The 23,045-nt window shown below is 70.6% G+C and carries 21 protein-coding genes; 11 read left to right on the forward strand and 10 right to left on the reverse strand.

Translation table 11 applies throughout. From position 1 onward, the window contains the following. The first annotated feature begins 1 nt into the window (after position 1). On the forward strand, positions 2 to 520 hold the full coding sequence (locus tag AERO9AM_RS05600) for a CGNR zinc finger domain-containing protein (RefSeq protein ID WP_159575253.1): 519 nt from the start codon (positions 2 to 4) through the stop codon (positions 518 to 520). 38 nt (positions 521 to 558) lie between these two features. On the opposite strand, the gene AERO9AM_RS05605 is transcribed toward AERO9AM_RS05600, so the two are convergent. After that, on the reverse strand, positions 559 to 2,328 hold the full coding sequence (locus AERO9AM_RS05605) for an amidohydrolase (RefSeq protein WP_159575254.1): 1,770 nt from the start codon (positions 2,326 to 2,328) through the stop codon (positions 559 to 561). A gap of 137 nt (positions 2,329 to 2,465) precedes the next feature. Between AERO9AM_RS05605 and AERO9AM_RS05610 the strand changes: the two genes are divergently transcribed. The 5 genes from AERO9AM_RS05610 (at position 2,466) to AERO9AM_RS05630 (ending at position 7,123) form a co-directional block, all read left to right on the forward strand. Further along, positions 2,466 to 3,101 carry a TetR/AcrR family transcriptional regulator gene (locus tag AERO9AM_RS05610; RefSeq protein ID WP_159575255.1) on the forward strand — a complete coding sequence of 212 codons (636 nt, stop codon included), beginning with the start codon at positions 2,466 to 2,468 and terminating at the stop codon, positions 3,099 to 3,101. Beyond that, positions 3,098 to 3,499, forward strand: coding sequence for an arsenate reductase ArsC (locus AERO9AM_RS05615; RefSeq protein ID WP_159575256.1), 402 nt, complete (start codon positions 3,098 to 3,100; stop codon positions 3,497 to 3,499). Before AERO9AM_RS05610 ends, AERO9AM_RS05615 begins: the two co-directional genes overlap by 4 nt. A gap of 968 nt (positions 3,500 to 4,467) precedes the next feature. Beyond that, positions 4,468 to 5,097, forward strand: a complete 630-nt coding sequence (locus AERO9AM_RS05620; protein ID WP_442923252.1) for a DNA-directed RNA polymerase subunit beta — start codon at positions 4,468 to 4,470, stop codon at positions 5,095 to 5,097. 354 nt (positions 5,098 to 5,451) lie between these two features. Further along, the gene (locus tag AERO9AM_RS05625; protein ID WP_159575257.1) at positions 5,452 to 6,342 is read left to right on the forward strand and encodes an aminodeoxychorismate lyase; all 891 of its coding nucleotides are present in this window, start codon (positions 5,452 to 5,454) and stop codon (positions 6,340 to 6,342) included. Positions 6,343 to 6,391: 49 nt separating this feature from the next. Further along, a complete protein-coding gene (locus AERO9AM_RS05630; RefSeq protein WP_159575258.1) occupies positions 6,392 to 7,123 on the forward strand; it encodes a flavodoxin family protein in 732 nt (243 codons plus the stop codon). Between the two features lie 222 nt (positions 7,124 to 7,345). Here the strand turns inward: AERO9AM_RS05630 and AERO9AM_RS05635 are convergent, their stop codons facing one another. The 8 genes from AERO9AM_RS05635 to AERO9AM_RS05670 all read right to left on the reverse strand — a co-directional run bounded on the left by AERO9AM_RS05635 (position 7,346) and on the right by AERO9AM_RS05670 (position 16,703). Next, entirely contained in the window at positions 7,346 to 8,167 is an 822-nt protein-coding gene (locus AERO9AM_RS05635; RefSeq protein WP_159575259.1) for a type IV toxin-antitoxin system AbiEi family antitoxin domain-containing protein, read from the reverse strand. Between the two features lie 224 nt (positions 8,168 to 8,391). Continuing rightward, positions 8,392 to 9,171 carry a phosphate ABC transporter ATP-binding protein PstB gene (gene pstB / locus AERO9AM_RS05640; RefSeq protein WP_159575260.1) on the reverse strand — a complete coding sequence of 260 codons (780 nt, stop codon included), beginning with the start codon at positions 9,169 to 9,171 and terminating at the stop codon, positions 8,392 to 8,394. Positions 9,172 to 9,191: 20 nt separating this feature from the next. Further along, positions 9,192 to 10,295, reverse strand: a complete 1,104-nt coding sequence (pstA, locus tag AERO9AM_RS05645; protein ID WP_159575261.1) for a phosphate ABC transporter permease PstA — start codon at positions 10,293 to 10,295, stop codon at positions 9,192 to 9,194. Between the two features lies 1 nt (position 10,296). Further along, positions 10,297 to 11,238: a phosphate ABC transporter permease subunit PstC gene (gene pstC, locus AERO9AM_RS05650; RefSeq protein ID WP_159575262.1), complete on the reverse strand. Its 942-nt coding sequence runs from the start codon at positions 11,236 to 11,238 to the stop codon at positions 10,297 to 10,299. Between the two features lie 112 nt (positions 11,239 to 11,350). Continuing rightward, positions 11,351 to 12,460 (reverse strand): phosphate ABC transporter substrate-binding protein PstS, encoded by a 1,110-nt coding sequence (gene pstS / locus AERO9AM_RS05655; protein ID WP_159575263.1) that lies wholly within the window; start codon positions 12,458 to 12,460, stop codon positions 11,351 to 11,353. Positions 12,461 to 12,740: 280 nt separating this feature from the next. Beyond that, complete coding sequence (locus AERO9AM_RS05660; protein WP_159575264.1) at positions 12,741 to 13,748, reverse strand: NUDIX hydrolase; 1,008 nt, start codon at positions 13,746 to 13,748, stop codon at positions 12,741 to 12,743. Then, positions 13,745 to 15,910: an RNA degradosome polyphosphate kinase gene (locus AERO9AM_RS05665; protein WP_159575265.1), complete on the reverse strand. Its 2,166-nt coding sequence runs from the start codon at positions 15,908 to 15,910 to the stop codon at positions 13,745 to 13,747. Before AERO9AM_RS05665 ends, AERO9AM_RS05660 begins: the two co-directional genes overlap by 4 nt. A 100-nt stretch (positions 15,911 to 16,010) precedes the next feature. Further along, a complete protein-coding gene (locus AERO9AM_RS05670; RefSeq protein WP_159575266.1) occupies positions 16,011 to 16,703 on the reverse strand; it encodes a winged helix-turn-helix transcriptional regulator in 693 nt (230 codons plus the stop codon). 68 nt (positions 16,704 to 16,771) lie between these two features. Between AERO9AM_RS05670 and AERO9AM_RS05675 the strand changes: the two genes are divergently transcribed. The 5 genes from AERO9AM_RS05675 to AERO9AM_RS05695 all read left to right on the forward strand — a co-directional run bounded on the left by AERO9AM_RS05675 (position 16,772) and on the right by AERO9AM_RS05695 (position 22,185). Continuing rightward, positions 16,772 to 17,062, forward strand: coding sequence for a hypothetical protein (locus AERO9AM_RS05675; protein ID WP_159575267.1), 291 nt, complete (start codon positions 16,772 to 16,774; stop codon positions 17,060 to 17,062). A gap of 203 nt (positions 17,063 to 17,265) precedes the next feature. Further along, entirely contained in the window at positions 17,266 to 17,886 is a 621-nt protein-coding gene (locus AERO9AM_RS05680; protein WP_159575268.1) for an FABP family protein, read from the forward strand. Between the two features lies 1 nt (position 17,887). Then, the gene (gene ygfZ, locus AERO9AM_RS05685; protein WP_159575269.1) at positions 17,888 to 19,021 is read left to right on the forward strand and encodes a CAF17-like 4Fe-4S cluster assembly/insertion protein YgfZ; all 1,134 of its coding nucleotides are present in this window, start codon (positions 17,888 to 17,890) and stop codon (positions 19,019 to 19,021) included. Positions 19,022 to 19,034: 13 nt separating this feature from the next. After that, the gene (pabB, locus tag AERO9AM_RS05690) at positions 19,035 to 21,278 is read left to right on the forward strand and encodes an aminodeoxychorismate synthase component I (RefSeq protein ID WP_201298591.1); all 2,244 of its coding nucleotides are present in this window, start codon (positions 19,035 to 19,037) and stop codon (positions 21,276 to 21,278) included. An 82-nt stretch (positions 21,279 to 21,360) separates the two neighbouring features. After that, complete coding sequence (locus AERO9AM_RS05695; protein WP_159575270.1) at positions 21,361 to 22,185, forward strand: DUF1206 domain-containing protein; 825 nt, start codon at positions 21,361 to 21,363, stop codon at positions 22,183 to 22,185. A gap of 19 nt (positions 22,186 to 22,204) precedes the next feature. Here the strand turns inward: AERO9AM_RS05695 and AERO9AM_RS05700 are convergent, their stop codons facing one another. Next, positions 22,205 to 23,026 (reverse strand): class I SAM-dependent methyltransferase, encoded by an 822-nt coding sequence (locus tag AERO9AM_RS05700; RefSeq protein WP_159575271.1) that lies wholly within the window; start codon positions 23,024 to 23,026, stop codon positions 22,205 to 22,207. Positions 23,027 to 23,045: the final 19 nt, after the last annotated feature.

Genomic DNA, 23,045 nt, shown 5'->3' on the forward strand with positions numbered 1-23,045 from the left:
TATGCATCTCAACCCTTACGGCGAGTACGCCGTGCTGATGGCGGCGTCGCTCGCGAACGACTGGCCCTCGGACCGCGCGGGGATCGAGGAGCGCACGCGCGACTTCGGCATGGTGATGACGTTCCCCGAGGGTCCCCGTGACCATGCGCTCACCCGCGAGGTGCTCGACGACTGGCTGCGGATCGTCGACGCCGCGTCGCCGCGGGAGCGCGCGGCGCTGCTGAACGCGCAGATGGCGTCCGCCGCGGCCTACCCGCGCCTGACCGACCACGATGGCGAGGGGTGGCACCTGCACTACCGCGACGAGGACGACGCGCTGCCGCACGTGCTGCGCGCAGTGATCGCCGTCGGCACTTCGCTGCACCTGGTCACCCGCGGAATGGGTCGGCTCGGGCGCTGCGCCGCCGCGCCCTGCACGAACGTCGTGGTGGACGTGACGAGGAACGGGCGGCAGCGCTACTGCTCGGTGCGCTGCGCGAACCGCGACGCCGTGCGCCGGCACCGCGCTCGCCGGGCCTAGCCACGGAGGGCTCGCGCGAGCCCGGCGAGGGGCGGACCTCAGCCGGCGTGCTCGGAGCCGTGGCCGGCGCCGTGTCCGTGATGCACGCCGTCGTGGCCGGTGCCGTGGGCGTGGGCGGCAGCCGGCTCGCCGCAGTGCTGCCCGGCGCCGCCGGGGTCGGGAGCCGATGCCCCCGCCGAGGGCCCGCCGAGCTCGCCGCGGTGGTCGTGCACGGCGGTGCCGCCGACGACCGTGAGGTCGGCGTGCTGCGCGAGGATCTCGGCCGGCTCCATGGCGTACAGATCGCCCGACCACACCACGAGGTCGGCGAGGTAACCGGGGCGCAGCATGCCGAGCGCGTTCTCGTGATGGAACGCGCCGGCGCCGCCCTTGGTGTACGCCTCGAGGGTGCGGTCGAGGTCGAGGCGCTCGTCCGGCGTCCATGCGTCGGCGCCGTCGAGGCGGGCGCGCGTCATCGCGCTGTACACGCCGACGAGCGGATCCATCTCGCCCACCTGCCAGTCGCTCGAGAACGTGACCCGTGCGCCGGACTCGATCATCGAGCGGAAGCGCCATGCCCGGTCCCAGCGCGCCTCGCCGACGTTCTCCATCCACGTTCCGGCGACGAGGTCGGGGGAGGCGTGCCGGGGCTGCATCGCCGCCACCACGCCCAGCTCGCGGAAGCGCGGGAGATCCTCGGGAGCCAGGCATTCGACGTGCACGATGCCGTGCCGGGCGTCGCGGGCGCCGTTCGTGCGCTGCGCGGCCTCGATCGCGTCGAGCGTGAGCCGGATCCCCCAGTCGCCGGTGGCATGCGTGTGCACCTGGTAGCCCAGGCGGTCCAGCTCGACGAACAGGCGGGTGAACTCGAGCGGCTCCAGGCTGGTGTGGCCGCGGTGGCCGGGACGGTTCGCGTAGTCCTCGAGCATCGCCGCCGTGTGCGGCTCGATCACGTCGTCGGCGTAGAGCTTCACCATGCCCAGTCGGAACCGGTCGTGCTGCGGGGTCTCCCGGATCGCCTCGGTGATCCGGGCGCGGAAGTCGCCGTCCGCTCCGACCGGGTGGTAGATCGCGGCGATCACCCGCGAGGTCAGCTCGCCTTCGCGCTCTGCGCGGTCGAACAGCGGCAGTTCGGCCAGCGGCACCTGCGGCTCGACGACGGTGGTGATGCCCGAGCGTCGCGCCATGTCGAGGCTGTTGACGATCTTGCGGTACCGGCGGTCGGGGGAGTACATCGGGATGTCGCGCTGGAGCTGCGCGAGCCCGTCCACGGTCATCGCGCTGGTGTAGAAGTCGGTGACCCAGCCGGTGGGCTCGCCGGTGGTGCGGTCGATCTCGGGGTTTCCCCAGGCGATCTCGCCGCCGTTCAGGATGCCGAGCCTGGCGAGCGCGGGACGGTTCAGCCATACCGAGTGCTGGTCGTAGGTCGTGATGAACACGGGGCGGTCGGTGACGCCGGCCAGGTCGTCGGCGTTGGGCCGGCGGTTCTCGACGACCGAGTAGAGCGCGTTCTCCGCGCAGATCCAGTCCAGCTCGGGATGGGCTTGCGCGAACGCGGCGATGCGGGAGCGGACCACGTCCAGGCTCTGCACCTGGTCGAGGCTGACCGCGAGGTCGTCGAAGCCGAGGAGCAGGTGGTTGTGCGTGTCGGCGACGCCGGGGGTCACCAGGCGGCCCTCGAGGGCGACCGTCTGCCAGGCTGCGGGCGCGTCGGCAGCGGGCCCGACGTACGTGATGCGGTCTCCTATGACGCCGATGGCTTCCGCCCAGGGCTGCTCAGGGTCGAAGGTGCGGACGCGTCCGCCGGTGTAGAGGGTGTCGACCGCCATGTCGTTGCTCCCGCGTCTCAGGACGGCGCGCTGTGCGCCGAGGTTCTTTGACTCAAGAGTAAATTATTTCACTCAAATGTCAAGAAACTTGCCTGAGATGGATCCGACACCGACGCGCAGCCTGCGATACTGGCTTCATGGCACGCCCCAGCACCCAGGACCAGCGGCGCCGCGAGGTGGTGGACGCGGCGCTCGACGCCGCGGCGGAGCACGGACTGCGCAACCTCTCGCTCACCGACGTCGCCAACCAGGCCGGAGTCACCCGGGGAGCGCTGCTCTACTACTACGAGGACCTCGACGCGATCCTCGTCGAGGCGCACGCCGCCGGGATGCGCCGGGTGGGCGAGGAGCGTGAGGGCCTTGTGGCAGGAGCCGAACGCCCGGCAGAGCAGCTGGCGATCGCGATCCGTGCAGGGCTGCCATCCGGTCCCGACGACGCCCTGATGCGCCTGCTCTACGAGTTCGATGTGCTCGCCGGCAAGTCGCCGCTGCACGACGAGCTGGTGCAGCAGCTCTACGCCCAGCAGCTCGCCCTGTACCGCCGGATCCTCGAGGCCGGCGTGGCCAGCGGGGACTTCGCGCTGAACGGCCCGGTCGACGACATCGCGATGAACTTCGTCGCCCTGGAGGACGCGTACGGGCTGCACATCGTCGCCGGTGGCAGCATCACCGTCGCCGACGCCGAGCGCGCGATCGCCCTCTTCGCGCGGCAGGCCGGCGCACCGTTGCCCGCCACCGAGACCTCCGCCATCGAGAACGGAACGCATCCATGACCGCGCGACCCCTGATCCTCTTCGTGTGCGTGCACAACGCCGGCCGATCCCAGATGGCGGCCGGCTTCGCCCGCGCGCTCGGCGGCGATCGCGTCGAGGTGCGCTCCGGCGGATCCGAGCCGGGGGAGCAGATCAACCCGGCGGCCGTCGCGGTGATGGCGGAGAAGGGGATCGACATCTCCGCGGCGGTGCCGCAGCTGCTGCGCACCGAGGACGTGCGCGAGGCCGACGCCGTGATCACGATGGGCTGCGGCGACGCCTGCCCGATCTTCCCCGGCAAGCGCTACGAGGACTGGCAGCTCGCCGACCCCGCCGGCAAGGATCCGGAGTTCGTCCGCGGCGTCCGCGACGACATCGAGTCCCGCGTGCAGGACCTGCTGCACAGTCTGTGCATCTGACGTCACGCGGTTTCCGGGGGAACGCGCGACGCCGCCGCGCTGCGCCAGTTGGATCCCATCCGCTCGTACGTGGCGATTGCATGACAGTTGCGGCAGCGAACATCGCACTTCGCGATCTCATCGAAGACGATGGCGGTGCTGAAGCCGTTTCTCACGAGCTGCATAACGCCATCGCGCTTCGAAGATCCTGGCCTGTGGTCGAAATCAAGAACCCGCAAGTCCGACGCGCCGCAATCCACGCACGGATGCATGTTGAGATACTCCGCGATGAGCCGGCGATTCGATACGCGTTGGGCTTGTGCTCGCGCTCTGATCGTGGCGATGTGCCGGTCGCGATTCTCCCGGTAATACCGTCTGGATGTTTCTCGGTTGCAGTCTCGACAGACCTCCTGTCGCCCATCGGCACGAGAGGTCTTCCGATTGAAATCACTCAGGGCCTTGATGCTGCCGCACGTGCCACACCGTTTCGTGGGCTCTGTTGTGGCCCTCGGCTGGCTCTGTTCATCGCGACTCATGTGCTCAGTGCCCCCTCCGCCTAGGGCGTTGACGATACGCTGCGCCACCGACATCGCGGCATGGGAAGAGGCCCGGTCGCGATGACCGGGCCTCTTCTGCGGTGGGCCCCGTGGGGCTCGAACCCACGACCCGCGGATTAACCTGCCACTTCGGCTTTCGCCGCCGCCCTCAGGGCGTTCGTGGTCTGGACTGTCCCTTCACCCTGGCTTTCGCTGTAGGTGCCACCCGTCCAGTCTCTACACCTTCCGGACACGTCCGGCTTGGCTCGGGATTGCCAACTGGTCTCCCAGGAAGGGTTCCCCGACTTTGAGTGGTGTCATCCCCGGGGTTTCCCCCGAGGCGCTCCTATTGTGTTGAAGTCCGATGCTCTGCCAACTGAGCTAGAGGCCCGCATCCGAGTGTAACGGTCGCTGCAGGGTGCCGCCTTCGGGCAGTGCGCGTACCCTGGGTCGGTGCCCGCACCGTTCCACCGCCCTGTCCGCCTCTCGCCGGAGGTGATGGCCAACCTGCTCGGATCCCACGATCCCGCGGAGCAGACCCGCATGGCGCACGCCACGGCTTCCGCGCTCCTCGCCCGGGTCCGCGCGGACGACAGCGGCGTGAGCGCGGAGCGGCTCGTCGCGTACGCCACCGAGCACGGCATCGACGAGATCGCCGAGCTGTGGGCGAACAGCCCCGCCGTGTCGCTTCCCGGCGCGCTGTGGCGGCTGTATCTCTTGCAGGCGGCGATCCATGCGGATCCGCGCACCGCGGCGCTGCTGCACGAGCGCGGTCGGGTCGAGCTCCCCTCTGTCGACGCTCTGGTGGCGGGTGCGCCGGTGCCCGCGGGGCCGGAGGAGCTCGTCGCCCTCATCGACACCATCCTGCGCGGCGCCTTCTCGGGCGACTTCGCGGTAGCGCTGGAGCGGGCGGCCGCCTTCTGCCGCGTGCAGGCCTCGGGTGCGACGCACATCGCCGACGACTACGAGCCGACCGAGCCCCTCCGGGCCAGCGATCTCACGACGCGCGCCGCCCGGCTCAGCGGATACGCGCACGACCTCACCGCCTCCGCGGCCGCGTGGCGCGACGGATCCCTGAACTGATCGTCTGGTCGGTACCTCCGGCGGGATCCGGCACGGAACCTCCTGTCAGTACCTCCGGTCGGCACCTCCGACGGGATCCGGCATGGATCCGATCAGCACGACAGGATCCGATACGCACGGATCCGGATACGAAGAAGCCGGGCCGCAAGAACGCCTCTCGGCGGAAGGCCGCTCGCAGCGGCGAAAAATGGAGCCCGGGGTTATGCGGCCCGGCCGATCAAGTGTAACGCGTGACTCGCGGGGGTATTCCCGGACCGCCGGATATCGGGGGCGACGCGTGCGCCCTCGGGCGTGTCCGTGGTCGTGGCGGACGCCTTCGACAGCACGGGCGCGGGCACGTCCTAAGCTCGTCGTATGGCCGCTGCCCGATTCGCCCTGCTGATCACCCCCGCCGAATCCACCGACGAGGAGCGGGCCGACTTCAGCGACAGCTTCCGGCGGATCGACCCCGGTGCTCCCGCCCTGAGCGTGGGCGAATTGAGCACCCAGCGCGGCGACGGCATCTTCGAATCCATCGGCGTCGTCGACGGCCACGCGCAGGAGGTCGAGGCGCACGTGCAGCGTCTGGCGCACTCCGCCGCGCTGTGCGAGCTGCCGGAGCCGCACCGGGAGCAGTGGCGTCAGGCCGTCGCGGTCGCCGCAGCCGAATGCGGGCCGGGGGAGTGGGTCATCAAGCTCATCCTCAGCCGCGGCGTCGACAACGGGCCCGCGCCCACGGCCTGGGTCACCGCGGCGCCCGCCGGCGACTTCACCGCCGCCCGCACGCAGGGCATCCGCGTCGTCACGCTCGACCGCGGCTACGACAGCGGCGCCGCCGTGCGCTCTCCGTGGCTGCTGCTGGGCGCGAAGACGCTGTCGTACGCGGTCAACATGGCGGCCCTGCGCGAGGCGCACCGCCGCGGTGCCGACGACGCGATCTTCGTGACCACCGACGGCGTCGTGCTGGAGGCGCCGACGGCGTCGCTCATCCTGCGCGCGGGCGACCGCTTCCTCACGCCGGCTCCGCACGGCGGGATCCTGCAGGGCACGACGCAGATCAGCCTCTTCGCGCACCTCGAGGCACAGGGCTTCACGACCGAGTACGCCACCGTGCCGACCGCCGACCTCGCAACCGCGGACCAGGCCTGGCTCGTGTCGAGCGTGCGCCTCGCCGCCCCGATCGCGGCGATCGACGACCGTCCGCTCGCGATCGACCACGCGTTCACCGACGCCCTCAACGCGTACCTGCTCTCCGCGCGGGACTGATCTCCGCCCGGGTATGGGCACCGGGCCGCGAAAGGTCTAGCCTGCCCCCATGGCAGAGCACCCGGCCGCCCCTGCGGCCTATGACGACCTCCGCGCCGTGTTCGTCAACTGCACCCTGAAGCGCAGTCCCGAACTCAGCCACACCCAGGGCCTCATGGACCGCAGCATCGCGCTGATGCGGTCGCAGGGGGTCTCCGTGGAGAACATCCGGTTCATCGATCACGACGTCGCCACCGGCGTCTACCCCGACATGCGCGAGCACGGCTGGGCCGGCGACGCCTGGCCGGACGAGATCTGGCCGCTCATCGACGCCGCCGACATCCTCGTCGTCGGCGGACCGCTGTGGCTCGGCGACAACGCCTCGATCACGCGCAAGCTCATCGAGCGGCTCTACGCGATGAGCGGCCTGTTCAATGACAAGGGCCAGTACGTGTACTACGGCAAGACCGGCGGCGCGATCATCACCGGCAACGAGGACGGCGTCAAGCACGCCGCCATGTCGATCCTGTACAGCCTGCAGCACATCGGCTTCACCATCCCGCCCGCCGCAGACGCCGGGTGGATCGGGGCGATCGGACCGGGACCGAGCTATCTGGATCCCGGGTCCGGCGGCCCCGAGAACGACTTCACCAACCGCAACACCACGTTCATGACCTGGAACCTGCTGCACACCGCGCGCCGGCTCAAGGACGCCGGCGGCATCCCCGCCTACGGCAACCTGCGCCAGGCCTGGAACGACGGCGAGCGGTGGGGCTACGACGCCAACCCCGAGTACCGCTGACCCGCGCCGCCCGCACCATGTCACCGACAAGGGGCTCCCCACGTCACCGACAACGGGCTCCTCGCCGTCGGAAAACGGCGGCGCGGTCAGCGCCGCTCGGCGTGTTCGAGGTGCGGCACGTCGCGACACGCCGAGCGCTCCGCCGTTTTCCGACCCCACAAAGGGCGGGAGGAGGAAGCGCCGTGAAGGTGATGGCGGAAGAGGGGGCGCCGTCGCACAGACTCAGAGGGTCGACAGCGCCGCCAGGATCGCGGCTTCGACGATGGGCCAGTCGTGCACGATGAGGTCGTAGTCGAACCTGAGCGTCCGATACCCGAGGGCCGCGGCCACAGCGTCCCGGCGCAGATCCTTGTGACGCTTGGTGCCGTCGTGGTTCTCCTTGCCGTCGGCCTCGATGATCAGCCGCGTTCCCACCACGAAGTCCACCTCGCCCAGTCCGTCGATCGTGACTTGCGTGCGCACTGAGATTCCGAGGCGATGCAGGCGCAGTCGCACGAGCGACTCCAGCCCGCTGTCGGCGTCGGATCGTGCGAAATCGACCAGCCACCGTCGAGCGGCAGGCAGCCGCAGTCGCAGCCAGGCCAGGTCGCGCACATGCACGAGAGCCTGCCGCAGGGCCGACTCCAGAGCCGCGAAGAAAGTCTCCTCATCCGCACAGACGGCGAGCTGCAGCAGGGTGTTGCGCACCGGCGGCAGCACGCCGACCTCGACATGTCCCGCATCCCAGTGGATCCGGCACGAGTCCGAACGGCCCCGAGCCGTGCCGTTCACCCCCAGCCAGATATGTCGCTCCTTCGGGACATGCAACACCCAGAGTCCGTGCAGGACCGCCGCAGCCGCGCATCCGAGCACACCTCCATGTTCGGCGGCATGCAAGATGCCGGGGTCTTCATCGGGAAGCGCGTAGACCCCCTGCCGCGACCGCACCACCTCGCCCTGGCGTACGGCGCGGGTCAGTTCGCGCTCGCTCACGCCGAGACGCTTCAGCTCCGAGGTGCGGGCCATTCGCCCCAATGAGGCGAGCACGGACGCGGCGTTGAACATCCTGCGATCGTCGGGCCGCGGGAGCGGGCGAGGCGGACCGTGCGCGCAATCGGTGTGGAACGCGCTCCATTCCGTCCCTGTGCGGGACGCTCCTCGTGCCGGAAAACGGAGGCGGCTGACGGCGTGTCGCCGCGAATCAAGCCAGGATCCGGTGCGACACGCCGAAGGCTCCCCGGTTTTCCGGCCGGGGAGCCTTCACGAAGCGAAGCGGAGCGGATCCGGGATCACCCGAAGCGGCCGGAGACGTAGTCCTCGGTCGCCTGCACGGACGGGGTGGTGAAGATCGTGGTGGTGTCGGCGTACTCGATGAGCTTGCCGGGCTTGCCGGTGCCCGCGATGTTGAAGAACGCCGTCTTGTCGCTCACCCGCGAGGCCTGCTGCATGTTGTGGGTCACGATGACGATCGTGTACTCCTGCTTGAGCTCCTCGATCAGCTCCTCGATCGCGTAGGTCGAGATCGGGTCGAGGGCCGAGCAGGGCTCGTCCATCAGCAGCACGTCGGGGGAGACGGCGATGGCGCGCGCGATGCACAGACGCTGCTGCTGACCGCCGGACAGGCCGGATCCGGGCTTGTCGAGGCGGTCCTTGACCTCGTTCCAGAGGTTCGCTCCCTTGAGCGACTTCTCCACGAGCGCGTCGGCATCGGACTTGGCGATGCGCTTGTTGTTCAGGCGCACGCCGGCCAGCACGTTCTCGCGGATCGACATCGTCGGGAACGGGTTCGCCCGCTGGAACACCATGCCGACGTGGCGGCGCACGGCCACCGGGTCGACGCCGGGGGCGTACAGGTCCTCGCCGTCGAGCAGAACCTCGCCCTGCACGCGTGCGCCGGGGATGACCTCGTGCATGCGGTTCAGGGTGCGCAGGAAGGTGGACTTGCCGCAGCCCGACGGCCCGATGAACGCGGTGACGCTGCGCGGCTGGATCTCGAGGGAGACGCCCTCCACGGCGAGGAAGTCGCCGTAGTAGACGTTGAGGTCGTTGACTTCGATGCTCTTGGACACGTGAGTTCCTTCGGGTCGGCTCAGCGGCCGGTCTTGGGCGCGAACAGCTTCGCGACGAGTCGGGCGATCAGGTTCAGCACCATCACGATGATGATCAGGGTGAGCGCCGCCGCCCAGGCGCGCTCGATGTAGGCCTCCGGCGGGATGCCCTGATAGGCGTACTGCGAGTACACGAACACCGGCATGGTCTGCATGCGGCCGCTGAACAGGTTGTAGTTCATCTGGTCGGTGAAGCCGGCGGTGATCAGCAGGGGCGCGGTCTCGCCGATGACGCGGGACACCGCGAGCATCACACCGGTCGTGATGCCGGCGATCGACGTCGGCAGGACCACCTTCGTGATCGTCAGCCAGCGCGGCACGCCGAGCGCGTAGGACGCCTCGCGCAGGTCGTTCGGGACCAGCCGCAGCATCTCCTCGCTGGAGCGCACGACGACCGGGATCATCAGCACCGACAGGGCGACGGATCCGGCGATGCCCATCCGCACGCCCGGGCCGAAGATCAGCGCGAACAGGGCGTACGCGAACAGACCCGCGACGATCGACGGGATGCCCGTCATGACGTCGACGAGGAACGTGATCGCGCGGGACAGCTTGTTGCCGCGGCCGTACTCGACGAGGTACACCGCCGTCATCACGCCGATCGGCACCGAGATGATCGCGGCGGCGAGGGTGACGAGCAGGGTGCCCATGATGGCGTGCAGGGCGCCGCCGCCCTCGCCCAGCGTGCCCTTCATGGACGAGTTGAAGAACGTCGGGTCGAAGCGGTGCACGCCGTCCGCGATCACCGTCACGGCGACCGAGACGAGCGGCACCAGGGCGATCGCGAACGCGCAGGTCACGATGCCGGTGATGAGGCGGTCGAGCGCCTTGCGGCTGCCCTCCACGATGCGCGACAGCACGTAGATGAGCACGAGGTAGACGAGGGCGCCGACGACGAGCGTGCCGGCGACGTTGAACTCGCTGCGCCGGCTCATCGCGGTGATCGCGAAGGGCGCAGCGACGATCAGCAGCGAGGCGGCCAGCAGCGTCCAGGGCGCCCAGCGCGGCAGCCGGCCGGAGCTCAGCGACGCCGAGGAACGCGTCGCGGGACGCAGCTTCGGGGACTCGGAGGTGATGGCGGTCATGTCAGGCTCCCGGTCCGCGACGGCTGACGATCCAGCGGGCGAGTGCGTTCACCGCGAAAGTGACGATGAACAGGATCAGACCCGTGGCGATCAGGACGTTGATGTTCGTCTGGAACGCCTCGGGGAAGGTCAGGGCGATGTTCGCCGCGATGGTCGACGGGTTGGTGGAGGTGAACAGCTCCCAGGTGACCTTGCTGCTCACCGAGAGCACCATCGTGACGGCCATCGTCTCGCCGAGCGCGCGGCCGAGGCCGAGCATCGACGCGGAGACGATGCCGCTGCGCCCGTACGGGAGCACCGCCATTCGGATCATCTCCCAGCGCGTGGCGCCGAGGGCGAGCGCCGCCTCCTCGTTCAGGCGCGGCGTCTGCAGGAAGATCTCGCGGCAGATCGCGGTGATGATCGGCACCACCATCACCGCGAGCACGATGGCGGCGGTGAGGATGGTGCGGCCGGTCTTGGACAGCTCGCCGGCGAACAGCGGGAACCAGCCGGCGTTGGTGTTGAGCCAGGCGTAGACCGGCTGCACGGCGGGTGCGAGGACCGCGAAGCCCCAGAGGCCGAACACGACCGAGGGCACGGCGGCGAGCAGGTCGATGATGTAGCCGAGCAGCTGTGCGAGCCGGCGCGGCGCATAGTGCGTGATGAACAGGGCGACGCCGAGCGACAGCGGAACGCCGATCAGCATCGCGAGGAACGCGACCCAGACGGTGCCGAACAGCAGCGGCCCGACGTAGGCCCAGAAGTTGCTGGTGAGCAGGGAGGCGCTCTTCGGATCCGCCCCGAACGCCGGGATCGACTGCACGATCAGGAAGATCGCGACGGCCGCGAGCGTGATCAGGATCATGGATCCGGCGGCGACCGCGGCGCCCGAGAACCAGATGTCACCGGCGCGGCGCTTGGCGACGGCCGGCCGCGGAGCCGGCGCCGTGGTGGCTGTCATGGGTGCTGCTTCCTATCGGGTGGGCACAGCGGGTGCGTGCGGACGAGGGGGCGGGCGGGACGTGCGCAGGCGGTTCCCGGGAGCGGAAGCATCCCGGGAACCGCCTGTGGACTCACTTGATCAGGTCGATCGCGGCCTGAGCCTTGGTGCGCAGCTCGTCCGAGATCGGCGCGCTGCCGGCGTTGGTCGCGGCCTCCTTCTGGCCCTCGGCCGAGATGGCGGTCGAGAAGAACGACTTCGCGAGGGCCGCGACCTCGGGCTTCTCGTACTGCGTGCAGCCGATCAGGTAGCTGACCAGGAGCACCGGGTAGGCGCCCTTGGCGGTGGTGGTGCGGTCGACCTTGATGGCCAGGTCGCCGGCCGTGCGGCCCTCGTCGATCTTGGAGGCGTCGAGGGTGGCGCTGGCGCCCGCAGCGGAGTGCTCGGTCCACGCGTCGCCGACTTTGACCTTGACCGAGGAGAAGCCCTTGGCCTGCGAGGAGTCGATGTAGCCGATCAGGCCCTCGCCGCCCTGCACGGCCTTGACGACGCCCGAGGTCTTCTCCGCGGCCTCGCCGCCGAGGTCGGCCGGCCAGGTGTCGACCGAGCCGGCGGTCCACACGTCGGGAGCGGTCTGGGCGAGGTAGTCGGTGAAGTTGGCGGTGGTGCCCGACTTGTCCGAGCGGTGCACCGGCGAGATGGTGGCGTCGGGAAGGGTCGCCTTCGGGTTGGTCGCGACGATCGCCGGGTCGTTCCACTTGGTGATCTTGCCGGCGAAGATGCCGGCGAGGGTCTTCGCGTCGAGGTTCAGCGAGTCCACGCCCTTGAGGGTGAACACGATGGCGATCGGCGAGACGTAGGCCGGGATCTCGACGATGTCCGAGCCCTTGGCGCACGCGGCGAAGCCGCCCGCGGCGATGTCGGCGGTCTTGAAGGCCGAGTCGGATCCGGCGAAGTTCACGCCGCCCTGCTGGAAGGCCTGACGGCCGGCGCCCGAGCCCTGCGGGTCGTAGTTGACCTGCGCGTCGGGGTTGGCGGCGGTGAAGAGCTTGGTCCAGGTCTGGATCGCGACCTGCTGGGCCGACGAGCCCGAGCCGACCAGGCTGCCCGAGACGGGCTTGGCGGTCGAGGTGGGAGCGGCGGAGTCGGTGGGGGTCGCGCCCTCGTTCGCGGCGCAGCCGGCGAGCGAGAGGGCCGCGACGGCGCCGATGGCGCTGATACGCGCGATGCGGGAGATCTTCACTGTGGATCCGTTCGATCGTGGGTCAGGGTAGGGCCCGGTGCAGGGCACACAGTGACGCTAGGGCGGGCGGTTAACGAGACTCGACCCTGGGGGTAAACGGAAGGTGAACGGACGCTGGCCGTGTGCCGAGTCCTTCGGCTCGCTCAGGATCCGGATGATCGGGTTTCGGCTGGCTCAGGATCCGGATGGTCGGATTTCGGCTCTCTCAGGATCCGGATGGTCGGGTTTCGGCTCGCTCAGGAACCGGAGGGCCGGGTTTCGGCTCGCCGAGGCGCCGATGTCAGATCTTGGGCAGGTGCGTCTCGATGGAGATGATCCCGGATCCGGGATTCGTCGCGCTGAGGTGCACCACGCTGAACGCGCCGACCTCGAGCGCGGAGGCGCTGCCGAGGTACGAGCCGTGCAGGGTGCCGGTGGCGAGCGCGATCTCGCGCAGGATGTCGGGCAGCACCGGGCCGTGGCTGCACAGCACGACGGGCTTGCCGGAGCGCACGCGCTTGCCGACGACGGTGCGGGGATCCGACTTCCCGTCCTCCCACGCATCCTGGCTGAGCAGCTCGGTCTTGCGGATCTTGCGGCCGATGGCCTTGGCCAGCGGCGTGACGGTCTCCACGCAGCGCCGCGCGTCGCTGGAGACGATCCGCTGCACGCCGAAGGCGAGCAGCGGCCCCACGATCGCCTTCGACTGCGCGTGCCCGCGAGGGGTCAGCGGACGGGACGCATCGGGACCGCGCCACACCTGGCGGCTCACCGCCTTCGCGTGCCGCAGCACGATGAGCGGGAAGGTGCGGAGGGCTCCGTCGTCGACGAGCTTCGCGAAGGCGTCCAGGATCTCGACGTCGACGGGGTAGCTGAGCCGGGAGCGCGCCTTCTTCAGACTCACCCATTCGAGCGCCGCGATCTCGCGGTTGGGCACGAACGCGGACGCCCGCACGGCCTCCTCGGTCGCCTCCGCGGCCCAGTAGTGGACCACCTTCTGCTTGCGGTTGGCCATCGTGTACCGGGAGACGCCCACGGGCGCGCCCAGCGAGACGCGGATCCCGGTCTCCTCGAAGATCTCGCGCACGGCCGTCTCGGCGAGCATCTCGCCGGGATCCACTTTGCCCTTGGGCAGCGTCACATCGCGGTACTTGGTGCGGTGGATCAGCAGGATCCGCAGCTTGTCCTCCACGACGCGCCAGACCAGACCGCCCGCGGCGTACACGGCTCGGTCGGGCCGGTCGGCGACGACCGTGATGCCCGTCGTGTCGGCGGTCGCGCTGGAGGTTACGGAGGGGCTGCGGGTCATCGCACCGCCCGTGCCCGGCGACGCTTCTGGATCTGCGACATGGTCCTATCCTGCAGGTCGACGAGCGCAGCGCCAACCTCCGAGAACGCGTGCCGGGACCACACCCCGTCCGGGCCGAGGTGCCACGACGACGTCTCCGGGGACATCGCGAGGTCGAAGAACGCCAGCAGCTCCTCGATGTGCGCCTCGTCGGTCACCCGCACCAGCGCCTCCACCCGGCGGTCCAGGTTGCGGTGCATCATGTCGGCGCTGCCGATGTACACCTGCGGGTCACCGTCGTTGTGGAACGCGAAGATCCGGGAGTGCTCCAGGTAGCGACCGAGGATCGAGCGCACCGTGATGTTGTCGGTGATGCCAGGAAGGTCCGTGCGGAGGCTGCAGATGCCGCGCACCCACACGTCGACGGGCACGCCTGCGGCGCTCGCCCGGTACAGGGCGTCGATGATCTGCTCGTCGACCATCGAGTTGACCTTGATGCGGATGTGCGCCGGCTTGCCGTCCAGAGCGTTCTTGCGCTCCTTCTCGATGAGCCGGAGCAGGCCCTTGCGCAGGTGCAGCGGGGCGACGAGGAGGCGCTTGAACTTCTTCTCGATCGCGTATCCGCTGAGCTCGTTGAACAGGCGGGTGAGGTCCTTGCCGACCTGGGGATCTGCGGTGAACAGGCCGAAGTCCTCGTAGATCCGGCTGGTCTTCGGGTTGTAGTTGCCCGTGCCGATGTGGCTGTAGCTGCGCAGCACGCCGTCCTCCTCGCGGATGACGTTCACGAGCTTGCAGTGCGTCTTCAGTCCCACCAGGCCGTAGACCACATGCACGCCGGCCTTCTCGAGCTTGCGCGCCCAGACGATGTTGTTGGCCTCGTCGAAGCGCGCCTTCACCTCGACGAGGGCCAGCACCTGCTTGCCGGACTCGGCGGCGTCGATCAGCGCCTGCACGATCGGGCTGTCGCCCGAGGTGCGGTAGAGGGTCTGCTTGATCGCCAGCACATGCGGATCCCGGGCGGCCTGCTCGAGGAACGCCACGACGCTCGTCGTGAAGGACTCATACGGGTGGTGCACGAGCACGTCGGCCTTGCGGATCGCCTTGAAGATGTCGATGCGCTCGTTCGCGCCCGGCTTGAACGCGAGCGCGGTCGTCGGCACGTGCGGGGTGTAGCGCAGGTCAGGGCGGTCGATCCGGCCCAGCCCGAACAGGCCGCGCAGGTCGAGCGGGCCGGGGAGGCGGTAGACCTCCTGGTCGGTGATGTCGAGCTCGCTCAGGAGCAGATCGAGCGTCACGTCGTCCATGTCGTCGGTGATCTCGAGGCGGATCGGCGGGCCGAAGCGGCGGCGCAGCAGCTCGGCCTCGAGCGCCTGGATCAGGTTCTCCGACTCGTCCTCCTCGATCTCCACGTCCTCGTTGCGGGTGAGCCGGAAGGCGTGGTGGTCGAGCACCTCCATCCCCGGGAAGAGGTCGTCGAGGTGGTTGGCGATGAGCTCCTCCAGCCGGATGAAGCGCAGCTCGCCGTCCTCCGAGGGCACCTCGACGAACCGCGGCAGCATCGGCGGCACCTTGAGACGGGCGAACTCCTGCCGGCCGGTGCGCGCGTTGCGGATCCGGATCGCGAGGTTCAAGGAAAGGCCGGAGATGTACGGGAACGGGTGGGCGGGGTCGACCGCGAGCGGCATCAGCACCGGGAACACGTTGGTCTGGAAGTAGTCGGTCAGCTCGGCCTTGGCCTCGCCGTCCAGGTCGTCCCAGTCCACGAACGCGATGCCCTCGGCACCCAGCGCCGGCCGCACCAGGTTCGTCCACGCCGCGGCGTGGCGCAGTTGCAGCTTGTGCGCCTCGGCGGAGATGTCCGCGAGCACGTCGGCGGGCGCGCGGCCGACGTTGGTCGGCACGGCGAGCCCGGTGACGATGCGGCGCTTGAGGCCCGCCACCCGCACCATGAAGAACTCGTCCAGGTTGCTGGCGAAGATCGCGAGGAAGTTCGCGCGCTCCAGCACCGGCAGCGTCTCGTCCTCGGCGAGCTCGAGCACGCGCTGGTTGAACGCGAGCCAGCTCAGCTCGCGGTCCAGGTAGCGACCCTCCGGGAGCAGCGAGTCGTCGGGCGCCACGAGCTCGTCGAAGTCGTCGTCCTCGGCGTCGTCGAGACCGGAATCTGCCAGTGCGGGATCGATCATGCGCCCCATCATTGCAGGATGATGTGACCTGCGGGTGAACGGGTCCGAACTGTGACCGGGGACACCGCGGATCCGCCCTGGCGCCGGGGCGAGGCGTGGGTCAGCGGCTGCCGGGGGAGACCTGGCGGGTGTCGTCCTCGTCGGCCGTGAAGCGGTAGCCGACGTTGCGCACGGTGCCGATGATGTGCTCCTGGTCGCCGAGCTTCGCACGCAGCCGTCGCACGTGCACATCGACGGTGCGGGTGCCGCCGAAGTAGTCGTAGCCCCACACCTCGCTCAGCAGCTGCTCGCGCGTGAACACCCGTGACGGATGCGTCGCGAGGAAATGCAGCAGCTGGAACTCCTTGTAGGTGAGATCGAGGGGCGTGCCGCGCAGCTTGGCGGAGTACGACTGCTCGTCGATCGTCAGCCCCGAGGTCTGCACCCGGACCGGCTCGGCCGCCGGCGCCTCGCGGGACAGGGCGAGCCGGATGCGCGCGTCGATCTCGGCCGGGCCGGCGCCGGTCAGCAGCACGTCGTCGATGCGCCACTCGCCGTTCACCGCCGTCATGCCGCCCTCGGTCACGACCAGCAGCAGCGGCCCGCGCAGGCCTGTGGTGCGGATGAGCGTGCACAGCGACTTCGCCGCGACCAGGTCGGTGCGCGCGTCGACGATCACGGCATCCGCGTCGGGGGCGGTGACCAGCTCCGCGGGCTGGGCGGGGATCACGCGGACGCGATGGCCGAGCAGCTCCAGGGCGGGGAGGACTGCCCCCTCACCGGGAGATGACGTCAGCACCAGAAGTTGCGCCACGCGGCTCCTTTCCGATTCACACTCTACCCAGCAGCGCACGCACAGGGCGGATGAGTGACAATGGGCCCATGGCCGATCCCGTCCTCGCTCCGCGCAGCCCCTTCGTCGGGCTGGTCGTCACCTGGGCCGTCGCCGCGGTGGCGGCGATCCTCATCGGGATCTTCGCACCGGCAGCGCTGCTCATGACGTGGTACGTCATCGGCTTCGGTCTGTGCGTGCTGCTGTCGTTCACCGTGCAGCTCTCCCGTGGTGAGACCCGCGGGTTCATCCTCCGTGTCTCGGCCGGCTGCCTCGGCGCACTCCTGGTGATGGGCGTCATCTCGGCGGGATTCGGCATCGCCGCACTGTTCGGCGCCTGAACCGGCCCGCGCCGGGGAGCGCGTGGACGGCAGTAGAGTAGGGGCATGGACATCGTCGCGCTCGAACTCTTCTTCGTCGGCCTGCTGGCCCTGGCGGGGCTCGCGATCGCCTTCTGCGCGGGAGCTGTGCTGGTCAACCTGTTCCGCGGCCAGCGCTGACGGCGTCCGCCGGCGCTCACACCCGCTGATCCGGAAGGCTGCGCATGCTCGATCTTCCCTCTGACCTGCCTGCCGACATCGTGCCGCTGTCATGGCTGCTCGGCGTCTGGGAGGGCACCGGCGTCATCGACTACGAGGTGCCCGGTCCCGACGGCGGCGAGGGGCACCGCTTCCAGGGCGAGTTCGCACACCGCGTGAGCTTCAGCCACGACGGCGGACCGTTCCTGAACTACTCGGCGACCGCGACGTTCACGCCCGAGGACGGCGACGCCGTCGCGCTCGTCGCCGAGTCCGGCTTCTGGCGGCTGGCCCGTCGCGCCGACGCGCAGGACGCCGGACCAGCGCTCCTGCCGCCGAGTGAGAGCCGCACCGAGGAGCGCACGGTGCACGACGTGGAGGCGCTGCGGCTGCCGGAGGGCGGTTTTGCGATCGAGGTCTCAATCGCCCACTCCGACGGCACCCTCGAGCTCTACCTCGGCCGCATCGACGGTCCGCGCATCGACATCGCGACCGATGCGATCGTCCGGGCGGAGGGCGCCAAGGAGTACGGCGCCGCGAGCCGCATGTACGGCCTCGTCGACGGCCACCTGCTCTGGGCCTGGGACATCGCGGCTCTGGGCGCGGGGCTCCGCTCGCACGCGTCCGCGCGTCTCGCGAAGGTCTGACATGGCCGCCTTCCCAGCCCTTCCCGGCGCGATCGCGGACGGCGACGTCGTGGCGCACTTCGGCGATCCCGTGCGGGAGCAGCGCGCGCTGGAGCGCGGAGAGGCTCTCGCTCCGCTCGCCGACCGGACCGTGATCGAGCTGACCGGATCCGAGCGGCTCACCTGGCTCGACTCGATCACCTCCCAGTCCGTCGCACGCCTTCGCGCCGGTGACAGTACGGAGCTGCTCGTGCTGGATCCGCAGGGACGCGTCGAGCACGTCGCCGCGGTCTTCGACGACGGCGCCTCGACCTGGCTCATCGCCGACGCCGCCGACGCCGAGCCCCTCGCCGGATGGCTGCAGCGCATGGTCTTCCGCGCCGACGTCGCGGTCGCGGTGCGGCCGGAGCTGGCCGTCGCCGGCTTCTTCGCCGGGTCCGCCGCCGAGCAGCAGGCGGAGCGCGCCGCGCTCGCCCCGCACGGCATCGCCGTGGTGTGGACGGATCCGTGGCCCGAGGTGCAGCCGGGCGGCCATCAGTATCACGACGGCGCGCACCCCGGCGCGGACTACCACTGGCGCACCGCCGTGCTCGATGCGGAGGGAGCAGCTGCGCTCGCCGCGGATCCGTCCGTCGCCTGGGCCGGCGCGCTCGCCGCGGAGGCGCTGCGCATCGCCGCCTGGCGCCCGCGCTGGGCCACCGAGGTGGACGAGCGCTCGCTGCCGCACGAGACCGACTGGATCCGCAGCGCGGTGCACCTGAACAAGGGCTGCTACCGCGGCCAGGAGACCGTGGCGAAGGTGCACAATCTGGGTCACCCGCCGCGGCGCATCGCCGCCCTGCACCTGGACGGCAGCGAGAGCCTGCTCCCCGCGCCAGGCGCGCCCGTGCTCGCGCGCGGCGCCGAGGGATCCGGCGAGGACGAGGTCGGTCGCATCACATCGTCCGCCCGCCACCACGAGCTCGGACCGATCGCGCTCGCCGTGCTGTCCCGGCGCGCGCCCGTCGGCGACCTCGTCGTGCGCACCCCGGACGGCGACGTCGCGGCCGCCCAGGAGGTCATCGTCCCGGCCGACGCCGGCGCCACCGCGGATGTCCCGCGCCTGACCCGGCTGTCGCGCCGGCCGTCCGCGCCGGACCCGCGGGGCGCGCACTGACACGGTGCCCGCGGTGAGCTCGGGGAACGGGAGCACGGAAGGCGCCGGCAACGGAACCGCGAACAAGGAGTCCGCGGACGCCGGCGCACCGATTGCCGGCGCGGACGCGCCGCTGCGGATCCTGCTGATCGACAACTACGACTCGTTCACGTACAACCTCGTGCACCAGATCGCCGCCACCGCGGGGCAGGCGCCCGTGGTCGTCCACAACGACTGGCCGGACTGGGATCCAGCGGTGCTCGACGGGTTCGACGCCGTGGTGCTCTCACCCGGACCGGGGGACCCACAGGTGCCGGCGGACTTCGGGATCTGCGCCGACGCCATCCGGGTCGCGGCAGAGCGGCGGCTTCCACTGCTGGGCGTCTGCCTCGGCCACCAGGGGCTCGGGCACGCGTTCGGCGCCGCGGTGCGGCGCGCTCCGGAGCCCCGCCACGGCCGGCCCTCGCCCGTCTTCCACGACGGCGCCGGGCCCTTCCAGCACCTGCCGTCGCCCGTGGAGGTCATCCGCTACCACTCGCTGCTCATCGACGAGGTGCCCGAGGAGCTGGTCGTCACGGCGCGCGCGGACGACGGCGTCATCATGGGTATCCGACACCGCGAACTGCCGCTGTGGGGGGTGCAGTTCCATCCCGAGTCGATCGGCACCCACGACGGCACGCAGATGATGGCGAACTTCATCGCGCTGGTGCGCGAGGGCCTCGGCGAGCGAGGGCTCGCCGAGCGCGCGTCTCCGCTCGATGGACCGGGGGGTGCGTCGGAGGGGTCGGCCGCGGCACCGGCCCCGCTCGGGCTGGCTGCGCCCCCGCTCGGCCCGGCATCGGCCCCGCTCGGCCCGGCACCGGCCCCGCGGACGGTCCTGCGACGCACGCTGATCCGGGCGGTCGACACGGAGCGGCTGTTCACCGCGCTGTTCGGCGATGCCACCGAGGCCGTGTGGCTGGACGGCAACAGTCCCGTCGACGACCGGGCGCGGTACTCGATCCTGGGCGGTGGCGACGACCTGCCGACCGCTGTCGCCGACGTGCACGCGGGCACTGTCACCGTGCGCGACGGTGCACGGGCGCAGGAGGTGCGGTCGGGCTTCTTCGACTGGCTGGACGCCGAACTCGCGGCCACCCGCGTCGAGTCGAGTGACCTGCCGTTCGCCCTGGGCTGGGTCGGCGCGCTCGGTTACGAGCTGCGGGCCGAATGCGGGTCCCCTCATCGGCGCCGGGCCGCGACGCCGGACGCCATGCTCGTGCGGCTCGACCGGGCGCTCGTCGTGGATCACCGCGAGGACCGGATCCATCTCCTCGCTCTCGACGATGCTCTCGACGATGCGGAGTGGATCGAACGCACGGCGGCGCGGATCGCCGCGCTCACGGACGAAGCGGTCGCGGCCGAGGCGGACAGCGCCGAGCCGGCGGACGGTACTCGGGTGCGGGTTCCGGATCTGCGCGCCCGGCACTCCCGGGACCGCTACCTCGAGCTCATCGCCGCCGCGCAGGAGCAGATCGCGGCGGGGGAGACCTACGAGGCCTGCCTTACGAACATGCTGCACGGCGAGGAGGACGTCGATCCGCTCGAGGCCTATCGCGTGCTGCGCCGGCAGAATCCGGCTCCCTTCGGTGCGTTCCTGCGCATCGGCGGGGTCAGCGTGCTGAGCACCTCGCCGGAGCGGTTCCTGCGCATCACCGCCGACGGTGCGGTCGCATCGAGCCCGATCAAGGGCACCCGTCCGCGCGGCGCCACCGCCGCCGAGGACGACCGGATCCGCGCCGAGCTCGCCTCTGCGGAGAAGGACCGTGCCGAGAACCTGATGATCGTCGACCTGGTGCGGCACGATCTGGGCCGGACGGCCGAGCTCGGATCCGTGCATGTCGACGGCCTGTTCCGGGTGGAGAGCTATGCGACCGTGCACCAGCTGGTGAGCACGGTGCGCGCGCAGCTCGCCGCGACGCCGGTCGAGTGCGTCCGCGCCGCCTTCCCGCCCGGCTCCATGACGGGAGCGCCCAAGCTGCGCACCATGGCGATCCTGGACGGTCTCGAGGGCGGTCCGCGCGGGTTCTACAGCGGCGCCCTGGGGTACTTCTCCTTCGATGGATCCGTCGACCTCAGCGTCGTGATCCGCACCGTGATCCAGCATGACGGAGGCGTCGACTACGGGGTCGGCGGAGCGATCGTCTCGCTCTCCGATCCGGAGGAGGAGTACGCCGAGACCGTGGTCAAGGCCCGGCCGCTCCTGCGACTGACCGGCACCGCATTCCCCGAGGGCTGACGCCGGGCGCGCGGCGACGCACGGGCGGGGTCCGGGCGCAACCCTCTGTCCGTGGCCGGAGCGCATCCTCTACGCTGCCGGCATGGTCACGGGTGAGGATGCGTCCGACCTGGTCAAGGACGCGGCACGATCGGCCCAGCGATCTCCGCTGCTCCGGCGCGTCGCCCGCGTCGGGTTCGTCGTGCTCGGGGTCCTGCACATCCTGATCGGCGCCACGGCGATCTCCATCGCGCTCGGCAGCAGCGCGAGCTCGGCCGACGAGGGCGGGGCGATGGAGCAGATCCGGCGCAGCGCGATCGGTGGGCTGGTGCTCGTCATCGTGGCCGTGTCTCTCGTCGCGCTCGCGGGGTGGTGGATCGCGGACGCCTTCCTCGCAGGGGCCTCCGACGGCATGAGGAGATGGGGTCGGCGGATCAAGAACCTCGGCATCGCCGCCGTCTACCTCGTCCTGGCCGGAATGGCCGTCGTCTACGCGGCGGGGGGACGCGCGGATCCCTCGCAGAACACGCAGGCGCTGGGCTCCCTGGTCCTGTCGGCTCCTGGAGGCGAGATCCTCCTCGTGGCGATCGGCCTCGGGATCGTCGTGGTCGGCGGCGGCTTCGTCGTCAGCGCGATCACGCGCTCGTTCGCCAGGGAGCTCCGGGTGCCGACAGGAACACGGAGGGCGGGGATCGAGGTGTTCGGTGTGATCGGCTACCTCGCGAAGGGCATCGCCGTGGCGGTGACCGGGATCTTGTTCGTCACGGCTGCGGTCACCGAGGATCCGCACAAGGCGGCCGGACTCGATGCCGCGCTGCGCGGGATCCTCGCCCTTCCCTGGGGGCGCCTGCTGCTCTGCGCGGTGGGCGCCGGACTCGTCGCGTACGGCTTGTACTGCATCGCCCGCTCCGGGTACGAGCGGATGTGATGTCGCGGCGGCAACCGGCTCATGCCGGCGCCACGGCGCTCCACGGCACGGTGAGCTCACCCAGCCGCCAGCGGGCGCGGCCGCCGAGCACGGGGTGACCGGCTTCGCGCAACGCCGTGACGGCGGCGAGGAAGCGCTGCGTCGGCCCGAACGTCGACAGGCCCGCGGCGCGCTCCCACTCGCGGTCGAGATCGGAGAGCAGGGCGTGGATGCGCTCACCCGGCACGTTGTGGTGGATGAGCGCCTTCGGCAGCCGCTCGGCGACGATCGACGGGCGCTCGAGTCCCGCCAGCCGCAGCGAGATCGTGAAGCGCTGCGGAGCCCCGTCCCCGTCGACGTCGACGAAGCTCGCCACACGGCCGATCTCGTCGCAGGTGCCCTCCACGAGCAGTCCGCCCGGGGCGAGCCGGGAGGCCATCCGGGCCCAGGCGTCCGGCACGTCCGCCTCGTCGTACTGCCGCAGCACGTTCATCGCGCGGATCACGGCGGGGCGCCGGCCGTCCGGCAGCGGCACCTCGAACCCGCCGCGCGCGAACGACACCGGCAGATCGGCCGGGAAGTGCCCCGCCCCGCGGCGGAGCTCGGCGAGCTGGGCACGGGCCGTCGACACGCGCTCGGGGTCCAGCTCGAGCCCGAGCACCTCGGCGTCGGCGCGCACCCGCACCAGCCGGGCGGCGAGCTCGAACGCCGTCACGCCGCTCGCGCCGAAGCCGAGGTCGACCACCAGCGGATCCGTCGCCCGGCGGAACGCGGGGGAGGCGGCGATCCAGCGGTCGTTGCGCCGCAGCCGGTTGGTGCCGGTCGTGCCCCGGGTGGGCCGGCCGAGCGGAGAGGACGCCATGCATCCATCCTGCCGGGTC

This window comes from Microbacterium sp. 8M, from assembly GCF_902506375.1.
In the GTDB taxonomy this organism is placed as follows: domain Bacteria; phylum Actinomycetota; class Actinomycetes; order Actinomycetales; family Microbacteriaceae; genus Microbacterium.

Excerpts from the sequence above, each read along its gene's own strand:
- AERO9AM_RS05615 (WP_159575256.1), top strand. The coding sequence starts at position 3,098 with ATGACCGCGCGACCCCTGATCCTCTTCGTGTGCGTGCACAACGCCGGC.
- AERO9AM_RS05700 (WP_159575271.1), bottom strand. The coding sequence starts at position 23,026 with ATGGCGTCCTCTCCGCTCGGCCGGCCCACCCGGGGCACGACCGGCACC.
- AERO9AM_RS05660 (WP_159575264.1), bottom strand. The coding sequence starts at position 13,748 with ATGACCCGCAGCCCCTCCGTAACCTCCAGCGCGACCGCCGACACGACG.
- AERO9AM_RS05665 (WP_159575265.1), bottom strand. The coding sequence starts at position 15,910 with ATGATCGATCCCGCACTGGCAGATTCCGGTCTCGACGACGCCGAGGAC.
- AERO9AM_RS05610 (WP_159575255.1), top strand. The coding sequence starts at position 2,466 with ATGGCACGCCCCAGCACCCAGGACCAGCGGCGCCGCGAGGTGGTGGAC.
- pstC (WP_159575262.1), bottom strand. The coding sequence starts at position 11,238 with ATGACAGCCACCACGGCGCCGGCTCCGCGGCCGGCCGTCGCCAAGCGC.
- pstA (WP_159575261.1), bottom strand. The coding sequence starts at position 10,295 with ATGACCGCCATCACCTCCGAGTCCCCGAAGCTGCGTCCCGCGACGCGT.
- AERO9AM_RS05630 (WP_159575258.1), top strand. The coding sequence starts at position 6,392 with ATGGCAGAGCACCCGGCCGCCCCTGCGGCCTATGACGACCTCCGCGCC.
- AERO9AM_RS05605 (WP_159575254.1), bottom strand. The coding sequence starts at position 2,328 with ATGGCGGTCGACACCCTCTACACCGGCGGACGCGTCCGCACCTTCGAC.
- AERO9AM_RS05680 (WP_159575268.1), top strand. The coding sequence starts at position 17,266 with ATGCTCGATCTTCCCTCTGACCTGCCTGCCGACATCGTGCCGCTGTCA.
- AERO9AM_RS05635 (WP_159575259.1), bottom strand. The coding sequence starts at position 8,167 with ATGTTCAACGCCGCGTCCGTGCTCGCCTCATTGGGGCGAATGGCCCGC.
- ygfZ (WP_159575269.1), top strand. The coding sequence starts at position 17,888 with ATGGCCGCCTTCCCAGCCCTTCCCGGCGCGATCGCGGACGGCGACGTC.
- AERO9AM_RS05695 (WP_159575270.1), top strand. The coding sequence starts at position 21,361 with ATGGTCACGGGTGAGGATGCGTCCGACCTGGTCAAGGACGCGGCACGA.
- AERO9AM_RS05600 (WP_159575253.1), top strand. The coding sequence starts at position 2 with ATGCATCTCAACCCTTACGGCGAGTACGCCGTGCTGATGGCGGCGTCG.
- AERO9AM_RS05675 (WP_159575267.1), top strand. The coding sequence starts at position 16,772 with ATGGCCGATCCCGTCCTCGCTCCGCGCAGCCCCTTCGTCGGGCTGGTC.
- AERO9AM_RS05625 (WP_159575257.1), top strand. The coding sequence starts at position 5,452 with ATGGCCGCTGCCCGATTCGCCCTGCTGATCACCCCCGCCGAATCCACC.